The sequence below is a fragment of the Streptomyces tagetis genome, from assembly GCF_018069565.1.
GTDB lineage: Bacteria > Actinomycetota > Actinomycetes > Streptomycetales > Streptomycetaceae > Streptomyces > Streptomyces tagetis.
The window spans coordinates 199222-221338 of record NZ_JAGPNL010000009.1 but is presented as its reverse complement, the minus strand read 5'-3'; the positions used below and the strand labels follow the sequence as shown (position 1 = coordinate 221338).

General features: G+C 76.0%; 21 protein-coding genes and 1 riboswitch. Of the genes, 4 read left to right on the top strand and 17 right to left on the bottom strand.

Annotated elements, in window-relative coordinates; translation table 11 throughout:
• Nucleotides 1-98 precede the first annotated feature (98 nt).
• From J5Y05_RS27200 to J5Y05_RS27170, 7 genes are all read right to left on the bottom strand, one after another.
• On the bottom strand, nt 99-332 hold the full coding sequence (locus tag J5Y05_RS27200) for a hypothetical protein (RefSeq protein ID WP_210875744.1): 234 nt from the start codon (nt 330-332) through the stop codon (nt 99-101).
• 261 nt (nt 333-593) lie between these two features.
• Complete coding sequence (locus J5Y05_RS27195) at nt 594-1556, bottom strand: ECF transporter S component (protein WP_247615385.1); 963 nt, start codon at nt 1554-1556, stop codon at nt 594-596.
• Complete coding sequence (locus J5Y05_RS27190; RefSeq protein WP_210875742.1) at nt 1553-3235, bottom strand: ABC transporter ATP-binding protein; 1683 nt, start codon at nt 3233-3235, stop codon at nt 1553-1555. Before J5Y05_RS27190 ends, J5Y05_RS27195 begins: the two co-directional genes overlap by 4 nt.
• Nucleotides 3232-4521, bottom strand: coding sequence for an energy-coupling factor transporter transmembrane component T (locus J5Y05_RS27185; RefSeq protein ID WP_247615384.1), 1290 nt, complete (start codon nt 4519-4521; stop codon nt 3232-3234). The genes J5Y05_RS27190 and J5Y05_RS27185 overlap by 4 nt, the downstream gene beginning before the upstream one ends.
• The gene (locus J5Y05_RS27180; protein WP_210875738.1) at nt 4508-5185 is read right to left on the bottom strand and encodes an SCO2322 family protein; all 678 of its coding nucleotides are present in this window, start codon (nt 5183-5185) and stop codon (nt 4508-4510) included. The genes J5Y05_RS27185 and J5Y05_RS27180 overlap by 14 nt, the downstream gene beginning before the upstream one ends.
• On the bottom strand, nt 5182-6438 hold the full coding sequence (locus J5Y05_RS27175; RefSeq protein WP_210875736.1) for an SCO2321 family membrane protein: 1257 nt from the start codon (nt 6436-6438) through the stop codon (nt 5182-5184). The genes J5Y05_RS27180 and J5Y05_RS27175 overlap by 4 nt, the downstream gene beginning before the upstream one ends.
• Before the next feature lie 133 nt (nt 6439-6571).
• Nucleotides 6572-6690, bottom strand: a riboswitch (cobalamin riboswitch).
• 572 nt (nt 6691-7262) lie between these two features.
• Nucleotides 7263-7925, bottom strand: a complete 663-nt coding sequence (locus J5Y05_RS27170) for a TetR family transcriptional regulator (RefSeq protein WP_307854117.1) — start codon at nt 7923-7925, stop codon at nt 7263-7265.
• Between the two features lie 183 nt (nt 7926-8108).
• Between J5Y05_RS27170 and J5Y05_RS27165 the strand changes: the two genes are divergently transcribed.
• Genes J5Y05_RS27165 through J5Y05_RS27155 form a run of 3 tightly spaced genes read left to right on the top strand, consistent with a single transcriptional unit; the run spans nt 8109 to nt 11310 of the window.
• Nucleotides 8109-9506: a glycosyltransferase family 4 protein gene (locus J5Y05_RS27165; RefSeq protein ID WP_210875732.1), complete on the top strand. Its 1398-nt coding sequence runs from the start codon at nt 8109-8111 to the stop codon at nt 9504-9506.
• Nucleotides 9500-10234 (top strand): class I SAM-dependent methyltransferase, encoded by a 735-nt coding sequence (locus tag J5Y05_RS27160; protein WP_210875730.1) that lies wholly within the window; start codon nt 9500-9502, stop codon nt 10232-10234. The genes J5Y05_RS27165 and J5Y05_RS27160 overlap by 7 nt, the downstream gene beginning before the upstream one ends.
• Nucleotides 10231-11310, top strand: coding sequence for a prenyltransferase/squalene oxidase repeat-containing protein (locus tag J5Y05_RS27155; RefSeq protein ID WP_210875729.1), 1080 nt, complete (start codon nt 10231-10233; stop codon nt 11308-11310). Before J5Y05_RS27160 ends, J5Y05_RS27155 begins: the two co-directional genes overlap by 4 nt.
• A 270-nt stretch (nt 11311-11580) precedes the next feature.
• Here J5Y05_RS27155 and J5Y05_RS27150 read toward each other — a convergent pair whose 3' ends face one another.
• The 8 genes from J5Y05_RS27150 to J5Y05_RS27115 all read right to left on the bottom strand — a co-directional run bounded on the left by J5Y05_RS27150 (nt 11581) and on the right by J5Y05_RS27115 (nt 18255).
• Nucleotides 11581-12372 (bottom strand): hypothetical protein, encoded by a 792-nt coding sequence (locus J5Y05_RS27150; RefSeq protein WP_210875728.1) that lies wholly within the window; start codon nt 12370-12372, stop codon nt 11581-11583.
• A gap of 152 nt (nt 12373-12524) precedes the next feature.
• Nucleotides 12525-13505: an N-acetylmuramoyl-L-alanine amidase gene (locus J5Y05_RS27145; RefSeq protein ID WP_210875727.1), complete on the bottom strand. Its 981-nt coding sequence runs from the start codon at nt 13503-13505 to the stop codon at nt 12525-12527.
• Nucleotides 13506-13584: 79 nt separating this feature from the next.
• The gene (locus tag J5Y05_RS27140; RefSeq protein WP_210875726.1) at nt 13585-13815 is read right to left on the bottom strand and encodes a hypothetical protein; all 231 of its coding nucleotides are present in this window, start codon (nt 13813-13815) and stop codon (nt 13585-13587) included.
• 86 nt (nt 13816-13901) lie between these two features.
• Nucleotides 13902-14744: a helix-turn-helix domain-containing protein gene (locus J5Y05_RS27135; protein ID WP_210875725.1), complete on the bottom strand. Its 843-nt coding sequence runs from the start codon at nt 14742-14744 to the stop codon at nt 13902-13904.
• On the bottom strand, nt 14741-15277 hold the full coding sequence (locus J5Y05_RS27130) for a DUF6879 family protein (protein WP_210875724.1): 537 nt from the start codon (nt 15275-15277) through the stop codon (nt 14741-14743). Before J5Y05_RS27130 ends, J5Y05_RS27135 begins: the two co-directional genes overlap by 4 nt.
• 5 nt (nt 15278-15282) lie before the next feature.
• A complete protein-coding gene (locus tag J5Y05_RS27125; protein ID WP_210875723.1) occupies nt 15283-15492 on the bottom strand; it encodes a hypothetical protein in 210 nt (69 codons plus the stop codon).
• Nucleotides 15493-15695: 203 nt separating this feature from the next.
• Nucleotides 15696-16367, bottom strand: coding sequence for a class I SAM-dependent methyltransferase (locus J5Y05_RS27120; RefSeq protein ID WP_210875722.1), 672 nt, complete (start codon nt 16365-16367; stop codon nt 15696-15698).
• A 148-nt stretch (nt 16368-16515) separates the two neighbouring features.
• Nucleotides 16516-18255, bottom strand: a complete 1740-nt coding sequence (locus J5Y05_RS27115; RefSeq protein ID WP_210875721.1) for an MFS transporter — start codon at nt 18253-18255, stop codon at nt 16516-16518.
• 448 nt (nt 18256-18703) lie between these two features.
• On the opposite strand from J5Y05_RS27115, the gene J5Y05_RS27110 reads away from it, so the two are divergent.
• Nucleotides 18704-20197, top strand: a complete 1494-nt coding sequence (locus J5Y05_RS27110) for an MFS transporter (RefSeq protein ID WP_372450528.1) — start codon at nt 18704-18706, stop codon at nt 20195-20197.
• 243 nt (nt 20198-20440) lie between these two features.
• Here the strand turns inward: J5Y05_RS27110 and J5Y05_RS27105 are convergent, their stop codons facing one another.
• On the bottom strand, nt 20441-20611 hold the full coding sequence (locus tag J5Y05_RS27105) for a hypothetical protein (RefSeq protein WP_210875719.1): 171 nt from the start codon (nt 20609-20611) through the stop codon (nt 20441-20443).
• A 107-nt stretch (nt 20612-20718) separates the two neighbouring features.
• The gene (locus tag J5Y05_RS27100; protein ID WP_210875718.1) at nt 20719-21888 is read right to left on the bottom strand and encodes a hypothetical protein; all 1170 of its coding nucleotides are present in this window, start codon (nt 21886-21888) and stop codon (nt 20719-20721) included.
• Between the last annotated feature and the right edge of the window lie 229 nt (nt 21889-22117).

Genomic DNA, 22117 nt, shown 5'->3' with positions numbered 1-22117 from the left:
GGCGGGAAGGGGCGAAGACGGCGGCCCGGGGATTCGGGGGCCGCCGCCTTCGGTCGGGGGCCACGGCCCCGGGAAGGGGCCGGGCGCGGGTGGCCGGATCAGGCCAGGCCGGTCGCCTGCCGCAGGAGGACGTCGCCCTGGTAGGCGACGGCCTGCGCGCTCTTCCCGTCGCCGCCCGTGTGCCACACCGTCTCCAGGGCGGCGGAGGCGGGGGTCGGCCCGTGGGCGGGCGTGGCGGTCAGGAGCGTGCCGCAGGCCGCGGCGGCCATGACGGCACCGGCGAGGGCCTTCTTCGGGACGCGGACGAGGCCGGTGAGCGAAGAGGCGGTCATGGGGGCCTTTCGTGGGGTACGGAACCGCCGCCGGGGCGGGCCGGGGGCGGTGTGCCCCCGGGGCCGTGGGCCGTGGTGGGCCTCGGCGCCCGGCGACCGGTCCAGCGAAACAGGGCGCCGGGGCCCGTGCAAGGGCCCCGGGTGCTACCGGCGGTCGTACGAGCGCCCCCGGTCCCGTCCCCACGCACGGCGCCCGGCACCCGTGCCCGGGGGGCCGCGCCGCCGCGCGGGCCTACGGCCCCGCCTCGTAGGTGACCGGCGTCACGTGGGGCGGCTCACCCCGTCGTCGGCCGCCGCGAAGGCGACCGGTGCCTCGAAGGCGGCCCGGCGGGTGGCCCGGCGCAGGGCCCTGAGGACCGGGGGGCCGAGGGTGAGGGTCAGCACCACCGTCACCAGGGCGCGGCCCGCGTCCCAGCCGAGCGAGGTCGCCAGGCAGTAGGCGAGGAAGCGGGCGAGGTTGGCGGAGACCGAGGCGTCCGGGGAGAAGGCGATGTTCGAGGCCAGCTCGTTCATGAACGGCCAGCCGGACATGTTCATGATCGTGCCGTAGGCGAAGGCGGCCAGGAAGCCGTACCCGGCGAGCAGCAGCAGCTCCCCGCGGCCCCGCAGCCGGTCGGGGAAGGGGAGCAGGCCCGCGCCCATCGTGAACCAGCCCATGGACAGCATCTGGAACGGCATCCACGGGCCGACCCCGCCGGTCAGCAGCGCCGAGGCGAACATCGTCACCGAGCCCAGCACGAAGCCGAACCCCGGTCCGAGCACCCGGCCGCTGAGCACCATCAGGAAGAACATCGGCTCCAGCCCGGCGGTGCCCGCCCCGAGCGGGCGCAGCGCGGCGCCCGTCGCGGCCAGTACGCCGAGCATCGCCACCGCCTTGGGGCCGAGCCCCGACTCCGCGATGGTCGCCGCCACCACGGCCACCAGCAGCACCAGCAGTCCGGCGAAGAGCCAGGGCGCGTCCTGGGCGTGGGCGTTCAGCCCGGAGGCGGGCGGGGCGAGGAAGGGCCAGCCGAAGCCGGCCACCCCGACCGCGCTGACCAGGACCAGCGCGGCGACGGAACGCGGGCCGAGACGGACCGCCCGCGCCTGCCGCTGGGGCGCGGGCCCGCCGTGCCGGTCGGCGGTCGCGCCGTGGCGGGGTGTCGTGGCGGCACCGTCCCGGGGTGTCGCGGCGGCGCCGCTCCGGGACGCGGCGGTGGCCCGCGCGGGCCGGGTGCCGCTCATGCCAGCGCCTGCCGGACCTGGGCGACGGTCAGCCAGGTCTGTGGGGCCAGCACCTTGGCGACCTGCGGCGCGAAGGACGGGGACGCCGTCACCACGTCCGCCGCCGGACCGTCGGCGATCACCTCGCCCTCGGCGAGCAGCACGACCCGGTCGGCCAGTTCGGCGGCGAGTTCCACATCGTGGGTGGCCAGCACGATGGCATGGCCCTCGGCGGCCAGTCCGCGCAGGATGCCGGAGAGCCGGGCCTTGGCCGCGTAGTCCAGGCCCCGGGTCGGCTCGTCCAGCAGGAGCAGCGGCGGGCGGGCCGCCAGCACCACCGAGAGGGCGAGGGTGAGCCGCTGGCCCTCGGACAGATCGCGCGGGTGCGTGTCGTCGGCGACGCCGGGCAGCAGCTCGCCAAGGAGGGCGCGGCAGGTGCCGGGGGCGGCCTCCGCGTCCCGGTCGGCGGCCTCGCACTCGGCGGCCACCGTGTCCGCGTAGAGCAGGTCGCGCGGCTCCTGCGGGACCAGGCCGACCCGGCGCAGCAGGTCGCGGGGGGCCGTGCGGTGCGGTACGGCGTCACCGGCGCGGACCGTGCCGGCGGCCGGCTCGACCAGCCCGATCAGCGCCGAGAGCAGGGTGGACTTCCCGGCGCCGTTGCGGCCCATCAGGGCGACGGTCTCGCCGGGGGAGACGGCGAGGTCCACATGGCGCAGCGCCTGGACCCGGCCACGCCGCACCGCGAGCCCGCGCACCTCGGCGGCGTACGGGGAGGGCGCGGCGGCCGGGGCGGCGGACCGGCCGCGCAGCCGCCGCCGGGGCGGCGCGACCGGCGGCGGCGCGGGCAGCGCGGCCCGGGGCGCGGGGCGGGCCGGGGGCTCCAGGCCGGCCAGTCGCCCGCGCAGCGGGCCGGCCCGGCGCCGGGCGTCCCGGACGGTCAGCGGCAGCGGCGACCAGCCCGCCAGCCTGCCCAGCTCCACCACCGGCGGACAGACCGGGGAGAGCGCCATCACCTCCGCCGGGGCGCCCAGCACCGGCGCCGCGCCCGGCGCGGGCAGCAGCACGACCCGGTCGGCGTACTGGACCACCCGCTCCAGGCGGTGCTCGGCCATCAGGACCGTGGTGCCCAGATCGTGCACGAGGCGCTGGAGGACGGCGAGGACCTCCTCCGCGGCGGCCGGGTCCAGTGCCGAGGTCGGCTCGTCAAGGACCAGCACCCGGGGGTGCGGGGTGAGGACCGAGCCGATGGCGACCCGCTGCCGCTGCCCGCCGGAGAGCGTGGCGAGGGGACGGCCGCGCAGCCCGGCCAGGCCCAGCAGGTCGAGGGTCTCCTCCACCCGGCGGCGCATCACCTCCGGCGGCAGGCCGAGGGACTCCATCCCGTAGGCGAGTTCCTCCTCGACGGTGTCCGTGACGAAGTGGGCCAGCGGGTCCTGGCCGACCGAGCCGACAACGTCGGCCAGATCGCGCGGCTTGTGCGTACGGGTGTCGCGGCCGGCCACGGTGACCCTGCCGCGCAGGGTGCCGCCGGTGAAGTGCGGCACCAGGCCGCCGACCGCGCCGAGCACCGTCGACTTGCCGACCCCCGACGGACCGGCCAGCAGCGCGAGTTCGCCCTCCGGCACCTCGAAGTCCACGCCGGCGACGGCCGGTTCGGCTGCCCGGTCGTAGGTCACCGAGACGTTCTCGAAGCGGATCACGAGGGCTCCTCGGCGGGCTGGGCGGCGGACGGCCGCTCGGGTGCGGGGGTGACGAAGGCCGGGAGGAGTCCGAGCAGGACCGCCGCCGCCGGCCACAGCGGCAGGGCGGGGGCGGTCAGCGGCACCACCCCCGGGTACAGGGCCGCCGGGTCCCGGACGGCGGCGACGGCCAGCACGGCCGCGACCACCGCCCCGGAGGCGGCGACCAGCCAGGCGCGCGGGCCCCAGCGGTCCGGGCGGTACCGGGTGCGCGGCGACCGCCGGCCGCCCAGCCTCAGCCCGGCGAGCGCGGCGGCCACCCCGGCGAGCAGCACCGGCACGCCGTACGTGCCGCCCTCGGCGGTCAGCAGCCCGTACGTCCCGGCGCAGACGCCGAGCAGCCCGCCCAGGGTGAGCGCGGCGGTGGTGCGGCGCACGGCGGCCGGGACGCGGGCGGTACGGCCGTAGCCGCGGGCGTCCATCGCGGCGGCCAGCGCCACCGAGCGCTCCAACGCGCCCTCCAGCACCGGCAGTCCGACCTGGAGCAGCCCCCGTACGCCCCGGTCGGGCCGTCCGCGCAGCCGCCGGGCGGCCCGCAGCCGCTGCACGTCGGCGATGAGGTTCGGGGCGAAGGTCAGGGCCACGACCACGGCCACCCCGGTCTCGTACAGGGCGCCGGGCAGGGACTTCAGGAGGCGGGAGGGGTTGGCGAGCGCGTTGGCCGCGCCGACGCAGATCAGCAGCGCGGCCAGCCGCAGCGCGTCGTACAGCGCGAAGACCAGGCCCTCGGCGGTGACCCGGCCGCCGAGGCGGATGCCCTGCGCCCAGTCGGGCAGCGGCACCTCGGGCAGGGTGACGAGGACGTGGGTGCCGGGGATCGGCGAGCCGAGGACGGTGGTGAACAGCAGCCGGATCACCAGGACGGCCAGGGCGAGTTTGACGAAGGCGCCGTACGAGCGGGCCCAGGGGGCGTGCGGCCGGCGGGCGGTCACCACGTACGCGGAGACCGCCACGAGCAGGCCGAGCAGCAGGGGGTTGGTGGTGCGGGTGGCGGCGGTGCCCAGGGCGAGCGCCCACAGCCACCAGGCGCCGGGGTGCACGGCTCCGGAGCCGGGGCGGGGGAGCGCGGCTCCGGACCCGGAGCCGGGGTGGGGGTGCGCGGTCCTGGCGCCGGGGCCGGGGCGGGTGGCCGAGGAGCGCGGGTGCGGGTGCGTGGACCCGGGTCCCCGGCCGGGGCGCCCGGTTCCGGTGCCGGGGTCCGGGTGCGCGGACCCGGCGCGGGTGCCCGGGGGATCAGCCGGCCGCATTCCCGCGCCGCCTCGCCTGCCAGACGGCGGCCCCGCCGAGGACGGCGACCGCCGCGATGCCGCCGACCAGGCCGACGGAGGGGCCGGAGCCGCTGTCCCCCGGCTCCTCTGCCGCCTTCGCCCCCTCGGCCTCCTTCTCCGCGGGTGCCGCCGACGGCTCGCCGCGCCCGCTCACCTGCTCGCCGCAGCCCGTGCGCGGGTAGCCCGCGATGGCGCAGAGCAGGGCGCTGGTGTCGTAGCGCAGCGGGCCGGCGACGGCGGCCAGGGCCTCCGCGGTGGTGGCGTCGGGGCCGACGGCGGCGCAGGCGGTGCGCCCGGCGGGCGGCCTCTCGCCGCCGGGGGCGTCGGCCTCCGTGCCGAAGTCCAGGACCAGCGCCACCCGCTTGGCGCCGTCCCGGGCAGGGGTCTTCGCGCAGATCTCCGCGAACTCCGCGGTGCCGCGCGGCTGGACGGCGTCCGCGGAGTCCTCGCTGACCGCGAACCGGAACCCCTGCACGTCCCCGTCGGCGGGGCGGGCGGTGGAGGGGCCCTGGGTGGCGTAGACCCAGCGGTCGCCGTCGCGGTCCCAGAAGGACCAGTAGCGGTAACCGGCGGCCTGGGCCTGGCCGGCGCTCCCGATCAGCAGGAGCGCGGCCAGGACCAGCGGGAGGGCACGGCGGGTCACGTGTTCCGCTTCCGGGCGCGTCCGCTCAGCAGGAAGCCGATGCCGGCGCCCGCGACGAGGAAGACACCGACGTACCACCACAGGCCGAAGCCGGAGGAGTCGTCGTTCTTCTCGTCGTTCTTCTCGTCCTTCTGGCCGGCCTCCTTGCCGGGGGCGGTGCTCGCCGCGGCCTCCTGCGGGGCCGGGCCGGTCGCGTTGAGGCCGGCCACCAGGTCGGTGCCGCCGAAGGCGCGGGGGTCGGTGCCGGTGGCGTGCGCGGCGAAGACGAGCTGGGCCCAGGCGGCGGGCCCGGCCTGCTCGGCCCACGCGCCGCCGTTCTTCTCCAGCCAGGCCAGCGGCTTCGCGGCCCGCTCGGCCCCGCCCTGCGCGGCGAGCGCGACGACGGTGTCGGCGGTGTTGCCGTGGTCGGGCTGGTCCTCGGCGCCGGGCATGGCCGAGGTCAGGTGGCCCTTCTCCGCGACGGCGCCGGCGAGGTGGGCGGCGCCCGCGGCGGCGGCCTGCTCCGGGGTCGGCTTGTCGGCGCAGCCGCCCTCCGCGCCCTTGCCGGCCTCGGCGGCGAAGCCCTTGCCGAGCGCGCCGAGGACGGCGGCGGCGGTGGCGTCCGCGTTGGCGGCCAGCGAACCGTCCTTCTCCGGCTGGTAGGCGAAGGCGCCCGCGCCCTTGGGGTCGTCGCAGGGCAGGGCGAAGGAGAGCAGCGCGTCGTACGGGGACTTGCCGCCCTTCTCGCCCTTCTTGACGTTCCCGGGCTGCTCGCCGGCGGCGGCCAGGGCGCCGATGACGACGGAGGTGGAGTTGGCGTCGCTGGGGCCGCCGGGGGTGTAGCCCCAGCCGCCGTCCTCGTTCTGCACGGACTTGAGCCAGCCGACGGCCTTCCCGGCGGCCTCGCCCTGTCCGCCGAGCGCGGCGAGGGCCTGCACGGCGGCGCCCGTGCTGTTGGTGTCGACCATGGTCTTGGCGTCGCAGTCCTTCCCCGGCTCGGCGCGGAACGCCGCGAAGGAGCCGTCGGCGCACTGCTGTCCGGTGAGCCAGTCCACGGCCTTCGGCGCGGGGGTGACGCCGACGGTCCGCTGCGCGAGCAGCGCGAGGGACTGGCGCCAGACGCCGTCGTACTGCGGGTCGGAGGTGCCGAAGAGCCCGGACGGCGTGTGCGCGGTCGGGGCCGGGGTGGGGTCGGCGGCGAGAGCGGGCGCGGCGGCGGCGCCGAGCACGGCTATCGCGGCCAGGGCCGCGGCGCTGCGGCGGCGGACGTTCATGATCGGCGGGTGCCTTTCCCTGCGCGGGGCGGGCAGCAGGGGACACCCCCGGCGGCTCGGCCCCGTATGCCTCGACGGTGCCCGTGCACCGGCGGGCGCCGGGCACGTGAGCCGGTCACGACCGTGCGGGGCAGTCCGGCTCACCGTCCGCGCGGGTCCTCGGCGGGCGGCTCACGGTTGCGGGTCAGCGCCGGAATTGCACCGGCTTCCCCCCGTACGGGTGTGATGACGACGGGGGCCACCTTACCCGTCCGGGCGAACCGGGCCCCAGGGGCCGGCGGGGGCGGACCGAAGCGGGCCGGGGGCGGGGCGGGAGCGGGCCGGGGCCGGCCGGGGGCGGGCTCGGGCCCGGTGGCCGGGCGGGGGTCCCGGCGGCCAGGCGCCGACGCCGGCCTCGACGGCCCTCGGCGCGGGGGTGCCGGCTTGGTGGTCCCGTGGCCCGGTGGTGCCCCGTGGTCCCGTGGCCCGGTGGTCCCGTGGCCCGGTGGCCCGGTGGCCCGGTGGCCCGGGACGGGGTGGCCGAGCCAGGCCGGCCAGTCGGGGCGCTCCGTGTCCCGCGGCCCCGGTCCGGGCGCTACGGCGTCCTGGTGGTTGCCGGTGCCGGTGCCGGTGCCGGTGCCGGAGGCCGGGTGCGGGAGTGCCGGGGCCCAGGCGCTCCGCGCCCCCGGTGTCCCGGCGGTCCCCGTCCCGGTCCGCCGGCCCCGCGCAACGCGCCCCTGCGCGGACCCGACCCCGCGCAACGCGCCCCCGCGCGGACCCGCCCCCGCGCGGACCCGCCCCCGCGCGGACCCCGCCCCGCCGGTGTCGGCCTCGGGCCGGGCGGCCTAAGCGCCGCGCGTTCCCGCCGGGGCGGTGCCCGTCGTCGTGTCGGTCAGTTCGATCAGGCGGCACGCGGTCTCGATGTCGGCCGTCACCTGGGTGAGGGAGGCGCGGCCCGAGAGCCAGGCGACCAGCGTCGCGTGCCAGGTGTGCTCGATGACACGGACCGCGGCGAGCCGCCCCGGCGCCGGGTCCGCCGGCCCGCCCGTGGCCTCCAGGATGATCGCCGTGGTCTGCCGCGAGACCTGCTCGACCTCCGGGGCGACGCTGCGGTCGGCGAAGGTCAGCGCCCGCACCATCGCCTCGGCCAGCCGGGGTTCACGCTGGAGCGCCCGGAAGGCCCGCACCAGGGTCTGCGCGACCCGCTCCGCGGCCGTGTCGCCGTCCGGCGGCTGCTTGCGCAACGTGGCGTGCAGCCGCTCCAGTTGGTCCTGCATCACCGCGACGAGCAGGTGCACCTTGGACGGGAAGTAGCGGTACAGCGTGCCGAGGGCCACCTCGGAGGACTCCGCCACCTCCCGCATCTGCACCGCCTCGAAGCCGCCCCGGGCCGCGAGCCGCGTACTCGCCCGCAGGATGCGGCGGCGGCGCGCTTCCTGACGCGCGGTGAGGGACGGGGAAACGGGACGGCGCCCGGAACCGGCTCCCGGCTTGTCCACCTTGGCCACCTTCTCCCCGACGCCCGCCGCGCCGCGGCCTCCCGCCGTGGCGCGAATCACCTGATCCACCGGTCACAGCGTCCCTACCTGCCGGTAGATTCGGAGCCTCCGGACGATCAAGTGTGAAACTTGTTCTAGATTAGCGGCCCGGCGTAGTCTCGCGGGACGGCGCAGGCAGAAGGGGGCCCAAGAGTGACCGCTGAGGCCAGTCAGGCGGAACCGGGCCCGGAGCCCGCCGCCGACGGCTTGCGACCGCTCCGCGTCGCGCTCCTCACCTACAAGGGGAACCCGTTCTGCGGCGGCCAGGGCGTCTACGTACGCCACCTCTCCCGCGAACTGACCCGCCTCGGCCACCGCGTCGAGGTCATCGGCGCCCAGCCCTACCCCGTGCTCGACGCCCAGGACGCCCCCGGCGGACCGCGCCTGACCGAGCTGCCCAGCCTCGACCTCTACCGCCAGCCCGACCCCTTCCGCACCCCGCGCCGCGAGGAGTACCGCGACTGGGTCGACGCGCTGGAGGTCGCCACCATGTGGACCGGCGGCTTCCCCGAGCCGCTCACCTTCTCGCTGCGCGCCCGCCGCCATCTGCTGGCCCGCCGCGGCGACTTCGACGTCGTCCACGACAACCAGACCCTCGGCTACGGACTCCTCGGCGACCTCGGCGCCCCCCTGGTCACCACCATCCACCACCCCATCACCGTCGACCGCCGCCTCGAACTGGACGCCGCCGGGACCTGGCAGCGGCGCCTGTCCGTACGCCGCTGGTACGGCTTCACCCGCATGCAGAAGCGGGTCGCGCGCCGGCTGCCCCGCGTGCTCACCGTCTCCGGCACCTCCCGCCAGGAGATCGTCGACGACCTCGGCGTCCGCGGCGACCGCGTCCACGTCGTCCCCATCGGCGCCGACACCGCCCTCTTCTCGCCCGACCCCTCCGTGCCCCGCGTACCGGGCCGGATCGTGACCACCTCCAGCGCCGACGTACCGCTCAAGGGGCTGGTCTTCCTCGTCGAGGCGCTGGCCAAGGTCCGCACCGAACAGCCCGACGCCCACCTCGTCGTGGTCGGCAGGCGGCCCGCCGAGGGCCCCGTCGCCCAGGCACTCGAACGGTACGGACTCGACGGCGCCGTGGAGTTCGTCAAGGGCATCTCCGACGCCGAACTCGTCGACCTGGTCCGCTCCGCGGAGGTCGCCTGCGTGCCCTCCCTGTACGAGGGGTTCTCGCTGCCCGCCGCCGAGGCCATGGCCACCGGCACGCCCCTGCTGGCCACCACCGGCGGCGCGGTGCCCGAGGTCGCCGGACGCGACGGGGAGACCTGCCTCGCGGTGCCGCCCGGCGACGCGGGCGCCCTCGCCGCCGGACTCGGCCGGCTCCTCGGCGACCCGGAGCTGCGGGCCCGGCTCGGCGCCGCCGGACGCGACCGCGTCCTGCGCCACTTCACCTGGGCCCGCGCCGCCGAGGGAACCGCCGCCCGCTACCGGGAGGCCGTCGCCGCCGCGCCCGCCGCCCCCGGCCGCGCCGCGCCCCGGGCCGCCGCCCCGACCTCCCCCCGTGACACCGGCGTCTATCCCGAAAGCAGGGCCACGTGCTGACCGTCGACTTCACCCGGTTCCCGCTCGCCCCGGGCGACCGCGTCCTGGACCTCGGCTGCGGCGCCGGCCGGCACGCCTTCGAGTGCTACCGGCGCGGCGCGCACGTCGTCGCCCTGGACCGCGACACCGAGGAGATCCGCGAAGTCGCCACCTGGTTCGCCGCGATGGAGGAGGCCGGCGAGGCCCCACCCGGAGCCACCGCCACCGCCATCGAGGGCGACGCGCTCGCGCTGCCCTTCCCCGACGAGTCCTTCGACGTCGTCATCATCTCCGAGGTGATGGAGCACATCCCCGACGACAAGGGCGTCCTCGCCGAGATGGTCCGCGTGCTCCGCCCCGGCGGGCGCATCGCCGTCACCGTCCCCCGCTACGGCCCCGAGAAGGTCTGCTGGGCCCTCTCCGACGCCTACCACGAGGTCGAGGGCGGCCACATCCGGATCTACCGCGCCGACGAACTCCTCCGCAAGATCCGCGAGGCCGGCCTGCGCCCCTACGGCACCCACCACGCGCACGCCCTGCACTCCCCGTACTGGTGGCTCAAGTGCGCCTTCGGCGTCGACAACGACCGGGCCCTGCCCGTGCGGGCGTACCACAAGCTGCTGGTCTGGGACATCATGAAGAAACCGCTCGCCACCCGGGTCGCCGAACAGGCCCTGAACCCCCTGCTGGGCAAGAGTTTCGTGGCCTACGCGACCAAGCCGCACCTGCCCCGGGTGGGCGCCCCGTGACCACCCCCCGCATCCCCCGCGCCGAACACCTCGTCCTGCCCGGCGTCCTGACCGCCGACGAGGCCGCCGCCACCGTCCGCGGCATCCTCGCCGTCCAGCGCCCGGACGGCGCCATCCCCTGGTTCCGCGGCCACCACCTCGACCCCTGGGACCACGTCGAGGCCGCCATGGCCCTGGACGCGGCCGGCGAACGCGAGGCCGCCGAACGCGCCTACCTGTGGCTCGCCCGCCACCAGAACCCGGACGGCTCCTGGTACGCCGCCTACGCCGACGGCGCCTTCGACGACGTCACCGACCGCGGCCGGGAGACCAACTTCGTCGCCTACGTGGCCGTCGGCACCTGGCACCACTACCTCTCCACCGGCGACGACACCTTCCTCGACCGGATGTGGCCGGTCGTCGTCGCCGCCGTCAAGTTCGTGCTGCGCCTCCAGCGGCCCGGCGGACAGATCGGCTGGCGCCGCGACGAGGACGGCACCGACACCACCGACGCGCTGCTGACCGGCAGTTCCTCCATCCACCACGCGCTGCGCTGCGCCCTCGCCATCGCCGAACAGCGCGAAGAGCCCCAGCCCGACTGGGAACTGGCGGCGGGCGCGCTGCGGCACGCCATCCGGCGGCACCCCGAGCGGTTCCTCGACAAGGGCCGCTACTCCATGGACTGGTACTACCCGGTGCTGGGCGGCGCCCTCGGCGGCACCGAGGCCCGCAGCCGGATCGAGGAGGGCTGGGACCGCTTCGTCGTCCCCGGCCTCGGCGTGCGCTGCGTGGTCCCCAACCCGTGGGTCACCGGCGGCGAGTCGGCCGAACTCGCCCTCGCCCTGTGGGCGGTGGGCGAATCCGACCGCGCGTTGGAGATCCTCCAGTCCATCCAGCACCTGCGGGATTCCGCGAGCGGCCTGTACTGGACCGGTTACGTCTACGAGGACGACGCCGTCTGGCCGCGGGAGCTGACCACCTGGACCGCCGGCTCCCTGCTCCTCGCGGTCTCCGCGCTCGGCGGACACGAGGCGACCTGCCGGGTCTTCGCCGGCGACCTGCTGCCGCGCGGCCTCGACCCGGACTGCTGCGTCTGACGGGACGGCGCCGGGTGGGGCCGTACCGGTGTCGCGTCGGGCCGTACCGGCCCGCACTTGCCCGTACTCCCGTACTCCCGTACCGGCCCGTACGGGACCGGCCGCCGTCGCCCGGGTCCTCGGCGGGCGGAGCCGGCCGGTGACCGCGTGGCCCGCGAACAGGTGGACCACGGCGGCCAGTCCGCGGCCCGCCACCCCGTCCGGGCACGAGGACGGCCCCCCGCCCGGAAGTCCCGGAGGGCGAGGGGCCGTTGGCGGCAGCCGAGCGCGTCAGCCGCGCTGGATGCCCGAGGTGTCCTGGAGCACGCCGCGGCGGCCGTCCTGGGTCTGCGCGACCAGGTTCGCCCCCCGCTGCTCCACCGCCAGGTACCAGGTGCCCGGCGCCAGTTCGGCGATCGGGGTCGGCGCACCGTCCTCCCCGAACAGCGGACGCGGCACCGGCACGGCGAACCAGAACGGGGAGAAGTCACCGGCCGGCTGCGCGGGCGCCGGCTGGCCGCCCTGGGACGGCGGGCCCCCGAAGGGCTGACCCGGCTGCTGGCCGCCGAACTGCGGCTGCGGCGCCCCCGGGTAGCCGTAGGTGCCCTGCGGCTGCGCCCCGTAGGGCTGCGGCGCGGCGGGGCTCGGGGCCGGCAGGAGGGCGGCGCCCAGCGCGGGCACCAGCGGCGTGGCGATCGCGCCGCCGGCCAGCGCCAGGGCGCCGATCAGACCGAGGACCAGTCCGGCGCCGACCCCGACCGAACCGAGCCGGTCGAACGGGCCCGCCGGGTCGACGATCGTCCAGAACGCGGTCCACGCGGCGAAGACGGAGAGCGCGACCCCGAACTGCCCCAGTTCCAGGCCGGCCACCTTGCGCGGCTGCGGAAGGGCACGGGCGAGGACGATCAGGACCGCGCCGATGATGCCGCCGACGTACAGGCTCATCACCAGACCGAGGTCGTCCCAGGCGTTGGGGATGCCGCTGCTGCTGCCTTCGTACGTGTTGAGGAACGAGGCGATGAACAGCAACACCGCTGCTCCGATCACCACGCCGTCGCCTCGAGTGAGGGAGCGGATATTCACTTCAGGTCCTTCGTAGGTCGTCTCGTCGGTAGAGGCGTCGCTGTCACCCTGTCGCCCTCGGGCCCCGGTGTGAAGCGCGGGGGTGGCCCCTCATCGTACGGACGACACTATCGTCCGGGTGCTGGAGCTGTCCGCAGGGACGGGGGCGCCGATCACGACCCGCGCAGGAAACTCACGATTCCCTCAGACATCCCCTCCGCGGCCTTCTGCCGCCAGGAACCGCTGGTCAGGAGGGAAGCGTCCGTGGCGTCACGCATGTTGCCGCATTCGATGAACACCTTGGGAACCGTTGACAGATTGAGACCGCCCAGGTCCGTCCGCGTGACGAGACCGGTGCCGCCGCCGAGGTAGTTGGCGGGCGCGCTGCCGGTGACCCGCACGAAGTTGCCCGCGATCCGCTCGCCGAGTTCGGCGGAGGGGGCGACGATGGCGCGGGTGTCGGCGGCGCCCTCGCGCACCGAGCCCGGCAGGATCACGTGGAAGCCGCGGTTGCCGGAGCCGGAGCCGTCGGCGTGGATGGACAGGGCCGCGTCCGCGTGCGCCTCGTTGCCGATCCGGGCCCGCTCGTCCACGCACGGGCCGAACGGCCGGTCCCCGTCGTGGGTCAGCCGCACCGTGACGCCCTGTTCCTCCAGCAGTGCCCGCAGCCGGTGCGCCACGTCCAGGGTGAACGCGGCCTCCGCGTAACCGTCGTTGGTGGAGGTGCCGGTGGTGTCGCACTCCTTGCGGTGGGTGCCGATGTCCACGGTGCGGTTGATCTCGGCGGTGTGGCGGGAGTTGCCCGGGTTGTGTCCGGGGTCGATCACGACGACCTTCCCTTTGAGCGGGCCGGTCGCGGCGGGCGCGGAGGCCGACGGGGACGCGTGCGCGGAGGGGGCCGTGCTCGCGTCCGGGGTGCCGGAGGGGGAGGGGGAGGGGGAGGCGTCCGGGGAGGCGGAGCCGGCCGGGGCGTGTTCGCCGCTCGCCGCCGGGGACGCCTGCGCGGAGTCCGCCCGGGTGCCCTCGTCGCCGACCGCGGCGTAGACCCCCCAGCCGAGCAGCGCGCCGGGCACCAGCGCGGCCAGCGCCACGGTCAACGGGCGGCGCAGCGGGGAACGTCGGGGCGGTTCGGTCTCCGGGCCTGTGTACGACACGTCAGCCACCTTAAAGGCAGTCCGCCCGCTCCGCAGGCCCCGCATCCTGCGCCCGCCGGGGCGGCCGGGCCGGGGCCGGTCAGCGCTCTGCCGCCGGCCGGCCCTGGTCGCAGCGGGCACGGGTGGCGTCGCGCAGCGCTCGGCGCAGCCGCGTACCGGTCTCACAGTCGGGCGCGGCCTTGTTGCAGCCGGGGCACGGCGGCGTGGTCTCGGTGCCGCCCAGATGATCGACGAGGGCACGGTAGGCGGCCGTCTCGGCGGGCGACCAGGGGATGTGCTGGATGCTCAGGGCGGATGTCCATGCGGTCATGCCGGGACGCTAGGGGACACGATTGCACGCCGGTGGGCGGATTGCGCGCGATTGCGCACATGGCCACCGACGTTGGGGAGAGTTGCTCACGCCAGGTCGAGGGAGGCCCGTGCCCGCATGATCAGGCGGTGTGCCTGGTGGTCGAAGACCGCCGCCCCCTTCAGCAGTTCCCACGTCTTCCGGTAGAGCCCGACATCCTCGGAGGTGTCGAGCCACAGCTCCGCGTTCCAGGTGTCGGCGACGACGAGCCGCTCGTCGATGATCCAGAACCCGTGTTTGGGCGAGAACGGCGTACGGACACCGAACGGGATGATGCCCAGCGTCACCGTGTCGAGGCCGATCACCGAGCTGAGCCGGTCGAGTTGCGCGGACATGGCCGCCGGGGCACAGCGCAGAACGAACAGGGCGCCCTCCCAGATGAGGGCGTGAAAGTGGTGACCGGGCCGGTACAGGGCCTCTTGGCGTCGCATACGGGCCCGTACGCCCTCCTCGACGTCCCGTGGGGTGCCGAGGCGTTGGGCGACGTCGGTCAGGACTCCACGGGCGTACTCGGGGGTCTGGAAGATGCCGGGGATGATCCCGGACTCGAAGAGGTGGATGACCTCGGCCTGGGCCTCCTGGACACCGTGGCCTTCCTGCATCGCGCGGTGGCCGGCCGACAGTTGGCGCCTCCAACTCCGCTGCGAGGTCTCCAGACCGCGCACGCGGCCCTTCAGCTCACCGGCGGCCTCCGGGGCCCCGGCCGCCTGTGCCCACGCCTCGGCGTCGGCTGCCGAGGCGGTCTGCTTGCCGTTCTCCAGCCGGGACACCTTGGAGCGCTGCCAGCCGATACGGGCGGCGAAGTCCTTCCCGTTGAGCCCTGCCTCGGTGCGCAGCTCACGCAGCCGCGCACCGAGGGCTTCCCGGGCCTGTTGGAAGTCGGTACTCACACCCTCGAAGCTACCTGCGCCGCGAAGCCGGAGCGCCGGATCGCGTGCGGCCAGGCGGTTTCCCGAACACGGCGGAACTCCGCGATGCGCGCGGGGCCTTCGACGAGTTCGGCGCCGAGGTACTCGTCCGCCTCGTCGAAGTGGAGAACCAGGGCGTACCGGTCGTCGAACAGCCAGAAGTCGACGGCGGGCAGCCGGAGTTTCCCGGCCTCCGCCCGCCACAGATAACGGATGTCCTCGCCCGCCGCCTCGTTGTTGGTGACGCGTGCGAGGAGGAACCGCTGACCCTCGGTCGGCGGGTCGTCGACAAGACGAATCCGCTCGAACCGCTTACCGGCGGCCGTCTGCCGCTGAACGTTCACCCCCCACGGGCGGGGCGTGTCATGGCCGACCTCCTCACCGGCCTGCCAGCGGGCCCAGTTCGGGCTCTTGCGGTCGGAGGCGTACCCGCGTCGGGTCTCCAGCCGCCATGAGGTGCGCTCGAACGACTCGAAATAGGTGCCGAACATCGAGTCGTCGATGAACTCCGCCATCGGGTTCACTCCTTGGGGGTGAAGCGGGTGAGTAGTTCACGAGGTACGACGACGAACGATTCGCCGCTGAGGACGTTCTCGAGCTGGGCGACGTCGTCGGGGTCGGTCACGGTGTAGCCCTGCACGATGATGTCCCCGGTGTCGAGGTCCTCGTACAGGGTGGGGCACTTGCCTTCCTCGCTGGTGGTGCCGAGCATGCGGAGCCGTCGGGCCATTGCCTGTCTCCTCGCTCTTGCCGCGGTCGGACTTCCAGGATGGTGTGGACCGCTGGGCCCTGCGACAGGATTGCGCGAGATTGCGCGCAACGTGTCGTCCCGTGCCGTCCCCCGAGTGCGGGCATGGCGAGGCCCCGGCGGTGGGTGCGCCGGGCCGGTCACGCTCCGTGCGGGGCGAGGGGGGCGGGGGTCGGCAGAGCGCCTCAGTGGCTGCGGACGGGCGTTGCGGGCGCCGGGCCCGTTCGGCGCAGGACGCGCAGTGAGTCGGTCGCCGAGACCTCGGTGAACGCGCCGGACTCCAGGGCCCGCAGGTAGACCCGGTACGGGGCCTGCCCGGTGAACTCGTCGGCCGGGTCCGGGAAGACGTCGTGGATGACGAGGAACCCGCCCTCGGCCACGTGCGGCGCCCACCCCTCGTAGTCGGCGCCCGCGTGCTCGTCGGTGTGGCCGCCGTCGATGAACACCAGGCCGACGGGGGCGTTCCAGACCGCCGCGATCTGCGGCGAGCGGCCCACCAGCGCCACCACGTACTCCTCCAGCTCCGCCCGGCGCAGGGTGCGGCGGAAGAGCGGAAGGGTGTCCATCACGCCGAGTTCGGCATCGACCGTCTCCGGGTCGTGGTAGTCCCAGCCGGGCTGCTGCTCCTCGCTGCCCCGGTGGTGGTCGACGGTGAACACGCTGACGCCGCTCAGCCGGGCCGCCTCGGCGAGCAGGAGCGTGGAACGCCCGCAGTAGGTGCCGATCTCCAGCAGCGGCAGCCCCAGCCCGCCGGCCTCCACCGCCGCCGCGTACAGGGCCAGGCCCTCGTGCGGGGGCATGAACCCCTTCGCGGCCTCGAAGGCGGCCTGGACATCGGGCGCGGGTGCCGCGGACATGGGGTCCTCTCGGTCGTACGGTCGGCGGGACGTGCGGCGGCCCATGCTGCCGCACCGGCACGGCGGCGGGCACGGCGGGGGCACGGCCGGGGCCCGGCACAGGGTGGTACGGGGTGGTGCGGGGGCATGGCGGCGGGCGGGCGGCCCGTCAGGCGGGGACCGTCTCGCCCGGCAGGGCGAGGTCCAGCTCCACCGGACCCCCGCCGCCCGTGTGGGTCGCGGCGTGCGCGAGCGGACCGTGCCCCGCGGCACGGGCGGCCAGCACGTACGGGCCCCCGCCCGGCACGGCGAGGACGTACCGGCCCTCCCCGTCCGAGAGGGCCGAGCCCGCCCGCCGCCCGCGCCGGTCGATCAGCGTGATCCTCGCGCGGGCGACCGGCGTGCCGTCGGCGGCCAGCACCAGCCCCCGGAACCCGGCCCGCACCTCCCCGGCCCCGCCCGGCGCCACCGTCCGCGCGCCGCCCGCCACCGGCACCCCGCCCGCCGCGGAACTCCGGCGCGGCAGCAGCAGCGCCAGGACCAGGCCCACCGCCACCGCCCCCGTCGCGATCAGGAAGGAGATCCGGAAGCCGCGCATCGTGGGCACGGCGACCCCGCCCGCGTCGTGCGCCGTGGCCGCCAGCACCATGCCGACGACCGCGCTCGACACCGACGTGCCGATGGACCGCATCAGCGTGTTGAGGCCGTTGGCCGCGCCGGTCTCCGACGCCGGGACGGCACCGGTGATCAGCGCGGGCAGCGACGCGTAGGCCAGGCCGATGCCCGCGCCCAGCAGCACCGAGGTGAGGACGGTCTGCCAGGCCGCCGCCATCAGGCCGAGCCCGCCGCCGTACCCGACCGCGATGACCAGCAGGCCGATGATCAGCGTGGTGCGCGGTCCGTGACGGGCCGACAGCCGGGCGTACAGCGGCGCCGTGAACATCATCGTCAGCCCCAGCGGCGCCACGCAGAGCCCCGCCACGACCATGGACCGGCCGAGCCCGTACCCGGTGTCGGCGGGCAGTTGGAGGAGCTGGGGCAGGACCAGGGAGACCACGTAGAAGGAGACGCCGAGCATGACGGAGGCGAGGTTGGTGAGGAGGACCTCGCGGCGGGCGGTGGTGCGCAGGTCGACCAGGGGCGCCGCCACCCGCAACTCCAGCCACCCCCACAGCAGGAGCACCACGAGGGAACCGGCGAACAGGCCCAGCGTGCCCGGCGACGCCCAGCCCCAGTCGGCGCCCTTCGTGATCGGCAGCAGGAAGAGCAGCAGACCGGCCGAGAGGCCGAGCGCGCCGGGCAGGTCGAAGGAGCCCCGCGCCCGCAGCGGCGACTCCGGCACCACGAGGAGGGTGAGCGCGATGGAGACGGCGCCGAGCCCGGCGGCGCCGTAGAACAGGGTGTGCCAGTCGGCGTGCTGGGCGACCAGCGCCGCGGCGGGCAGCGCCAGTCCGCCGCCGACGCCGATCGACGAACTCATCAGCGCCATCGCCGAACCGAGCCGCTCGGGCGGCAGCAGGTCCCGCATCAGCCCGATGCCGAGGGGTATCGCGCCCATGGCGAAGCCCTGGAGGCTTCGCCCGACGATCATCGGCACCAGGGTGTCGGTGAGCGCGCTGACGAGCGCGCCCGCCACCATCACGGCGAGGCTGGCGACGAGCATCCGCCGCTTGCCGTGCAGGTCGCCGAGGCGCCCCATGATCGGCGTGGCCACCGCGCCCGACAGCAGGGTCGAGGTCAGGACCCAGGTGGCGTCGCCGGGGGTGGTGTCCAGGAGCCGCGGCAGGTCCTTGATGACGGGGACGAGCAGTGTCTGCATCACCGCCACGGTGATGCCCGCGAAGGCGAGCACCGGGACGACGGTCCTGCTCGCCGGGGTCAGGGGCCGGTCGGGCGACGTCGGCGTCATGGGCTCGGGCCTCCGGGCGGGGGTCGGGTCCGCGCCGACGGCGGGACGGACGCGGGCGGAAACCCGCGGCTATGGGACGGGCGCGGGTGGAATCCCGCGGCTATGGGACGGGCGCGGGTGGAATCCCGCGGCTACAGGGCGCCCGTTCCGTTGCTTCGGGACCCTAAGGGAATCTTGACCGACTCCCGGGCCGGGCGTCCACCGCGCCTCGGGACGGACGGGCGACGGGGGGCGGGATCGACGGGCGGAGGGGGATCGGCGACCGGGACAGGCGAGTCGCCGGGGTGGGCGGAGGCACCCGGGGGAGGGGGCACGGGGCGGGACGGGGAGGAAGGCACGGGGCGGGACGGGGAGGGAGAAGCCCGTGGCCCCGTACGGGCGTCCGCGCGCCCCGTCCGGCCGTGCCGCGCGGGAATCCCGGTGCAAGGGGCGCGACCCGGCTGAGACCATGACGTCCATGCTGCAAGCCCCCCGAACCCCCGCCGCCCGGATATCCCCTCGCCGTACGCCGCCCACCTGGGTCATCGTGGCGCTCGCCTGCGCCGGACAGTTCCTGGTCGTCCTCGACGTGTCCGTCGTCAACGTCGCGCTGCCCTCGATGCGCGCCGACCTCGGCCTCAGCGCCCAGGGTCTGCAGTGGGTGGTCAACGCCTACGCCATCTCCTTCGCCGGCTTCATGCTGCTCGGCGGCCGGGCCGGGGACCTCTACGGGCGCAAGCGGATGTTCCTGGTGGGGCTCGGCCTGTTCACGCTGGCCTCGCTGGGCGGCGGACTCGCCCAGGAGGGCTGGCACCTGCTCGCGGCGCGGGCCGTGCAGGGGCTGGGCGCGGCCGTGCTGGCGCCGTCCACGCTGACGATCCTGACCGCCGCCGTGCCGGAGGGCGCCGCGCGGGCACGGGCCATCGCCACCTGGACCGCCGTGGGCGCGGGCGGCGGCGCGGCCGGCGGACTGGTCGGCGGCGTCCTGGTCGACGGGCTCTCCTGGCGCTGGGTCCTGCTGATCAACGTGCCCATCGGCGCGGTGGTGCTCGTCGGCGCCGTGCTCTGGCTCTCCGAGAGCCGGGCCGGGCAGCGGCGGCGGCTCGACCTGCCCGGCGCGCTGCTGGTGACCGCCGGGATGGCGACCCTCGCGTACGGCATCTCGCAGACCGAGTCGGAGGGCTGGTCGGCGGCGGCCACGCTGGTGCCGCTGCTGGGCGGGCTGGCGATGCTCGCGCTGTTCCTCCTGGTCGAGGCGCGGACCGTGGCCCCGCTGGTGCCCCTCGCCCTGCTGCGGCTGCGGTCGGTGGGCTCGGCCAACGTGGCGATGCTGGTGTGCGGCTCGGCGATGTTCTCGATGTGGTTCTTCATGACGCTCTACGCCCAGAACGTCCTGCGCTACTCGCCCCTGGAGGCCGGCCTCGCGCTGGTGCCCAGCTCCCTCGCGGTGGTCCTGGGGTCGAAGGTGGCCCCCCGCTTCATGCGGGTGATCGGGGCGCGGAACCTGGCCGCGCTGGGCACGCTGGTCTCGGCGGTCGGCTACGGCTGGCAGTCCACGATGACCGCCGACGGCGGGTACGTCACCGCGATCATGATCCCGGGCGTGCTGATGATGCTGGGCGCCGGGCTCGCGGGCACGCCGCTGGCCTCGGTGGCCACCTCGGGTGCGGCCCCGGGCGACGCCGGCCTGGTCTCCGGGCTCATCAACACCTCCCGCACGATGGGCGGTTCGCTCGGCCTCGCCGTGATGTCGACGATCGCGGCGACCCGGTCCGGCGGGGACGACGCGGGTCCGGTGGCGCTGACCGAGGGGTACGCGCTGGTCTTCCGCACCGGCGCCGTGGTGCTGGTCGCGGGCGCCCTGCTGATGTGGGCGTGGCTCCCCTCGCGCACGACGCCTGCGCGCGGTACGGCGGCGGAGACCGGGGCCGGGAAGGCGGCGGGCGGCCCGAACACCGGCTGACGTGGAGCCCGGCTCGTACCGGCGTCTGCCCGTACCGGCTGCTGCCCCGTACCGGCGCCTGCCCCGTACCGGCCCCTGCCCCGTACCGGCGCGTGACCCGTAATGGCGTGCGGCCCGTAATGGCGTGCGGCCCGTAGTGGCGTGCGGCCCGTGCCGTGCCGCTGTGTGGCGTCCCCGGAGACGGCGCAGGCCCCGCCCGCCGGAACCGGCGGACGGGGCCTGACGGCCGTGACGGCCGGACGGTCAGGCCGCCGCGGTCTCGGCCTGCTGGGCGGGCTTGCGGTGGCGGCCACTCGGCGCCGCCTCGGCATCGCGCTCGGAGACCGGTCCGCGGTGCCGGCCGTGGCCCGCGGAGGTCTCGTGAACGTCGGCACCATCGGCCCACATCGGCTGGTTCGTGCTGGCGTCGCTCATCGGAAGGAATTCACCCCGTCAAACTGATCTTTCCTGTAGCCGGGCGAGTCTAACCGGCGTACCCGGGGCCCCCTCCGGACGTCACGCCAACCGCGACTACTTTGCGACTACTTCGTTACACGCGGTGTCCGCCGAGCCAGTCCGGCCAGCGGCGCCTGCTGCAAGGGCACCGGCCGCGGCGCCGTGGCCGGTGCCGGTTCCGCCGCCTCGGGCTCCTCCTCCGGCGCCGGCTCCGCGTCCGCCTCGGGCACCGTCAGCCGGGCCAGGGCGCAGGGCACCTCGTCCGTCGCGTACGGCAGGCACAGTTCCCCGTCCGGCGTCCACAGCCCGGCGCCGGTCAGCCACCCCTCGGGCGCGGGGAGGTGGCGCACCCGGCGCTCGGCCGGCCGCCACACCCCGACCCAGCTCCCGAACGGCCCGTCCACCCGCAGCGCCACCGCGCACCGCTCCGGCGTCAGCGCCTGGCCCGGCTGGATGGCGAACGGGGTGACCAGGCAGTCCGCCACCCGCAGGCACCGGGGGAAGCGCACCGGCAGGGTGCTGCCCAGCACCCCCCAGCCCAGTCGGTGCCGCCCCGGCGAGGGCGCGTCCGAACGGACCAGCACCAGACCGCTGTCGGGGTCGGCCAGCACGACACGGTCGTCGCTCTCCTCCGCGATCTGGAGCAGCGGCGACACCTCGCCGCCCCGCCCCAGGTCCACCACGACCGCCTTGGTGCGCCCGCCGGTCTCCCGGTCCAGGGCGAGCATCCGGCCCTCCCGGTCCAGCCACGCCCCGCCCGAGCAGCGGCCGGTGACCTCGGCGACCGGCTCGGGCCCCGAGGAACCGCCGGCCACCCGCCACACGGTCGTCGTCCGCCGGCCCACGGCGAGGGCGTACGCCCGCTCGCCGCCGGGGACCGGGGGCACCAGCCGCAGCCCGCCGGCGCCCTCGGGGTGTTCGACCGCGCCGAGCGGCAGTTCGCCGGTGCCGGGCCCGGTGGGGTAGAGCAGGGCGAAGAGGTGCCGCTCCGCCGCCACCCGGTGCACCAGGACCCGCCCGTCGCCCATCGGCTGCACCTCGGTGCCGGGCTCCTCCGGCTGGTGGACGGGCAGCGGCACGGCGTAGGGCTCGGGGCCGTCCAGGGTCCAGCGCTCCGGGTACCAGGACTGGCCGTCGCGGGCCAGGCGCGCGGCGTAGGCGCCCTCCGCGGCGACGGCGCAGCCCGGCCGCGGCGTGCCGTCCTCGTGGTCGCCGATCCCGCGGTTTGCCGACGGCTCGATCGCACAGGCTGTCATCGTTCGGTCACCTCCGGCGACGAAGCTAGTTTTCGTACGCGCGGCCGGAGGACCGATGACCACCCCGTCACACAAACGGGTGGCACAGGAACGATTCTGCTGAGGAAGGGGTCGCGCGTGTGCTGATCGCTCCCGCGACGGCGCGGGGCCGCGTGCGCGCGGGACACGAGACGGACGCGGGCCGCGTGCGCGGGCGGGCGGGCGGACGGACGGATGAGCGGGTGAGGGG

Bases quoted from the DNA above. Each gene is read 5' to 3' on its own strand.
- J5Y05_RS27200 (WP_210875744.1), bottom strand. From the start codon at position 332: ATGACCGCCTCTTCGCTCACCGGCCTCGTCCGCGTCCCGAAGAAGGCC.
- J5Y05_RS27195 (WP_247615385.1), bottom strand. From the start codon at position 1,556: ATGAGCGGCACCCGGCCCGCGCGGGCCACCGCCGCGTCCCGGAGCGGC.
- J5Y05_RS27185 (WP_247615384.1), bottom strand. From the start codon at position 4,521: ATGCGGCCGGCTGATCCCCCGGGCACCCGCGCCGGGTCCGCGCACCCG.
- J5Y05_RS27175 (WP_210875736.1), bottom strand. From the start codon at position 6,438: ATGAACGTCCGCCGCCGCAGCGCCGCGGCCCTGGCCGCGATAGCCGTG.
- J5Y05_RS27140 (WP_210875726.1), bottom strand. From the start codon at position 13,815: ATGACCGCATGGACATCCGCCCTGAGCATCCAGCACATCCCCTGGTCG.
- J5Y05_RS27130 (WP_210875724.1), bottom strand. From the start codon at position 15,277: ATGGCGGAGTTCATCGACGACTCGATGTTCGGCACCTATTTCGAGTCG.
- J5Y05_RS27125 (WP_210875723.1), bottom strand. From the start codon at position 15,492: ATGGCCCGACGGCTCCGCATGCTCGGCACCACCAGCGAGGAAGGCAAG.
- J5Y05_RS27120 (WP_210875722.1), bottom strand. From the start codon at position 16,367: ATGTCCGCGGCACCCGCGCCCGATGTCCAGGCCGCCTTCGAGGCCGCG.
- J5Y05_RS27115 (WP_210875721.1), bottom strand. From the start codon at position 18,255: ATGACGCCGACGTCGCCCGACCGGCCCCTGACCCCGGCGAGCAGGACC.
- J5Y05_RS27110 (WP_372450528.1), top strand. From the start codon at position 18,704: ATGACGTCCATGCTGCAAGCCCCCCGAACCCCCGCCGCCCGGATATCC.
- J5Y05_RS27105 (WP_210875719.1), bottom strand. From the start codon at position 20,611: ATGAGCGACGCCAGCACGAACCAGCCGATGTGGGCCGATGGTGCCGAC.
- J5Y05_RS27100 (WP_210875718.1), bottom strand. From the start codon at position 21,888: ATGACAGCCTGTGCGATCGAGCCGTCGGCAAACCGCGGGATCGGCGAC.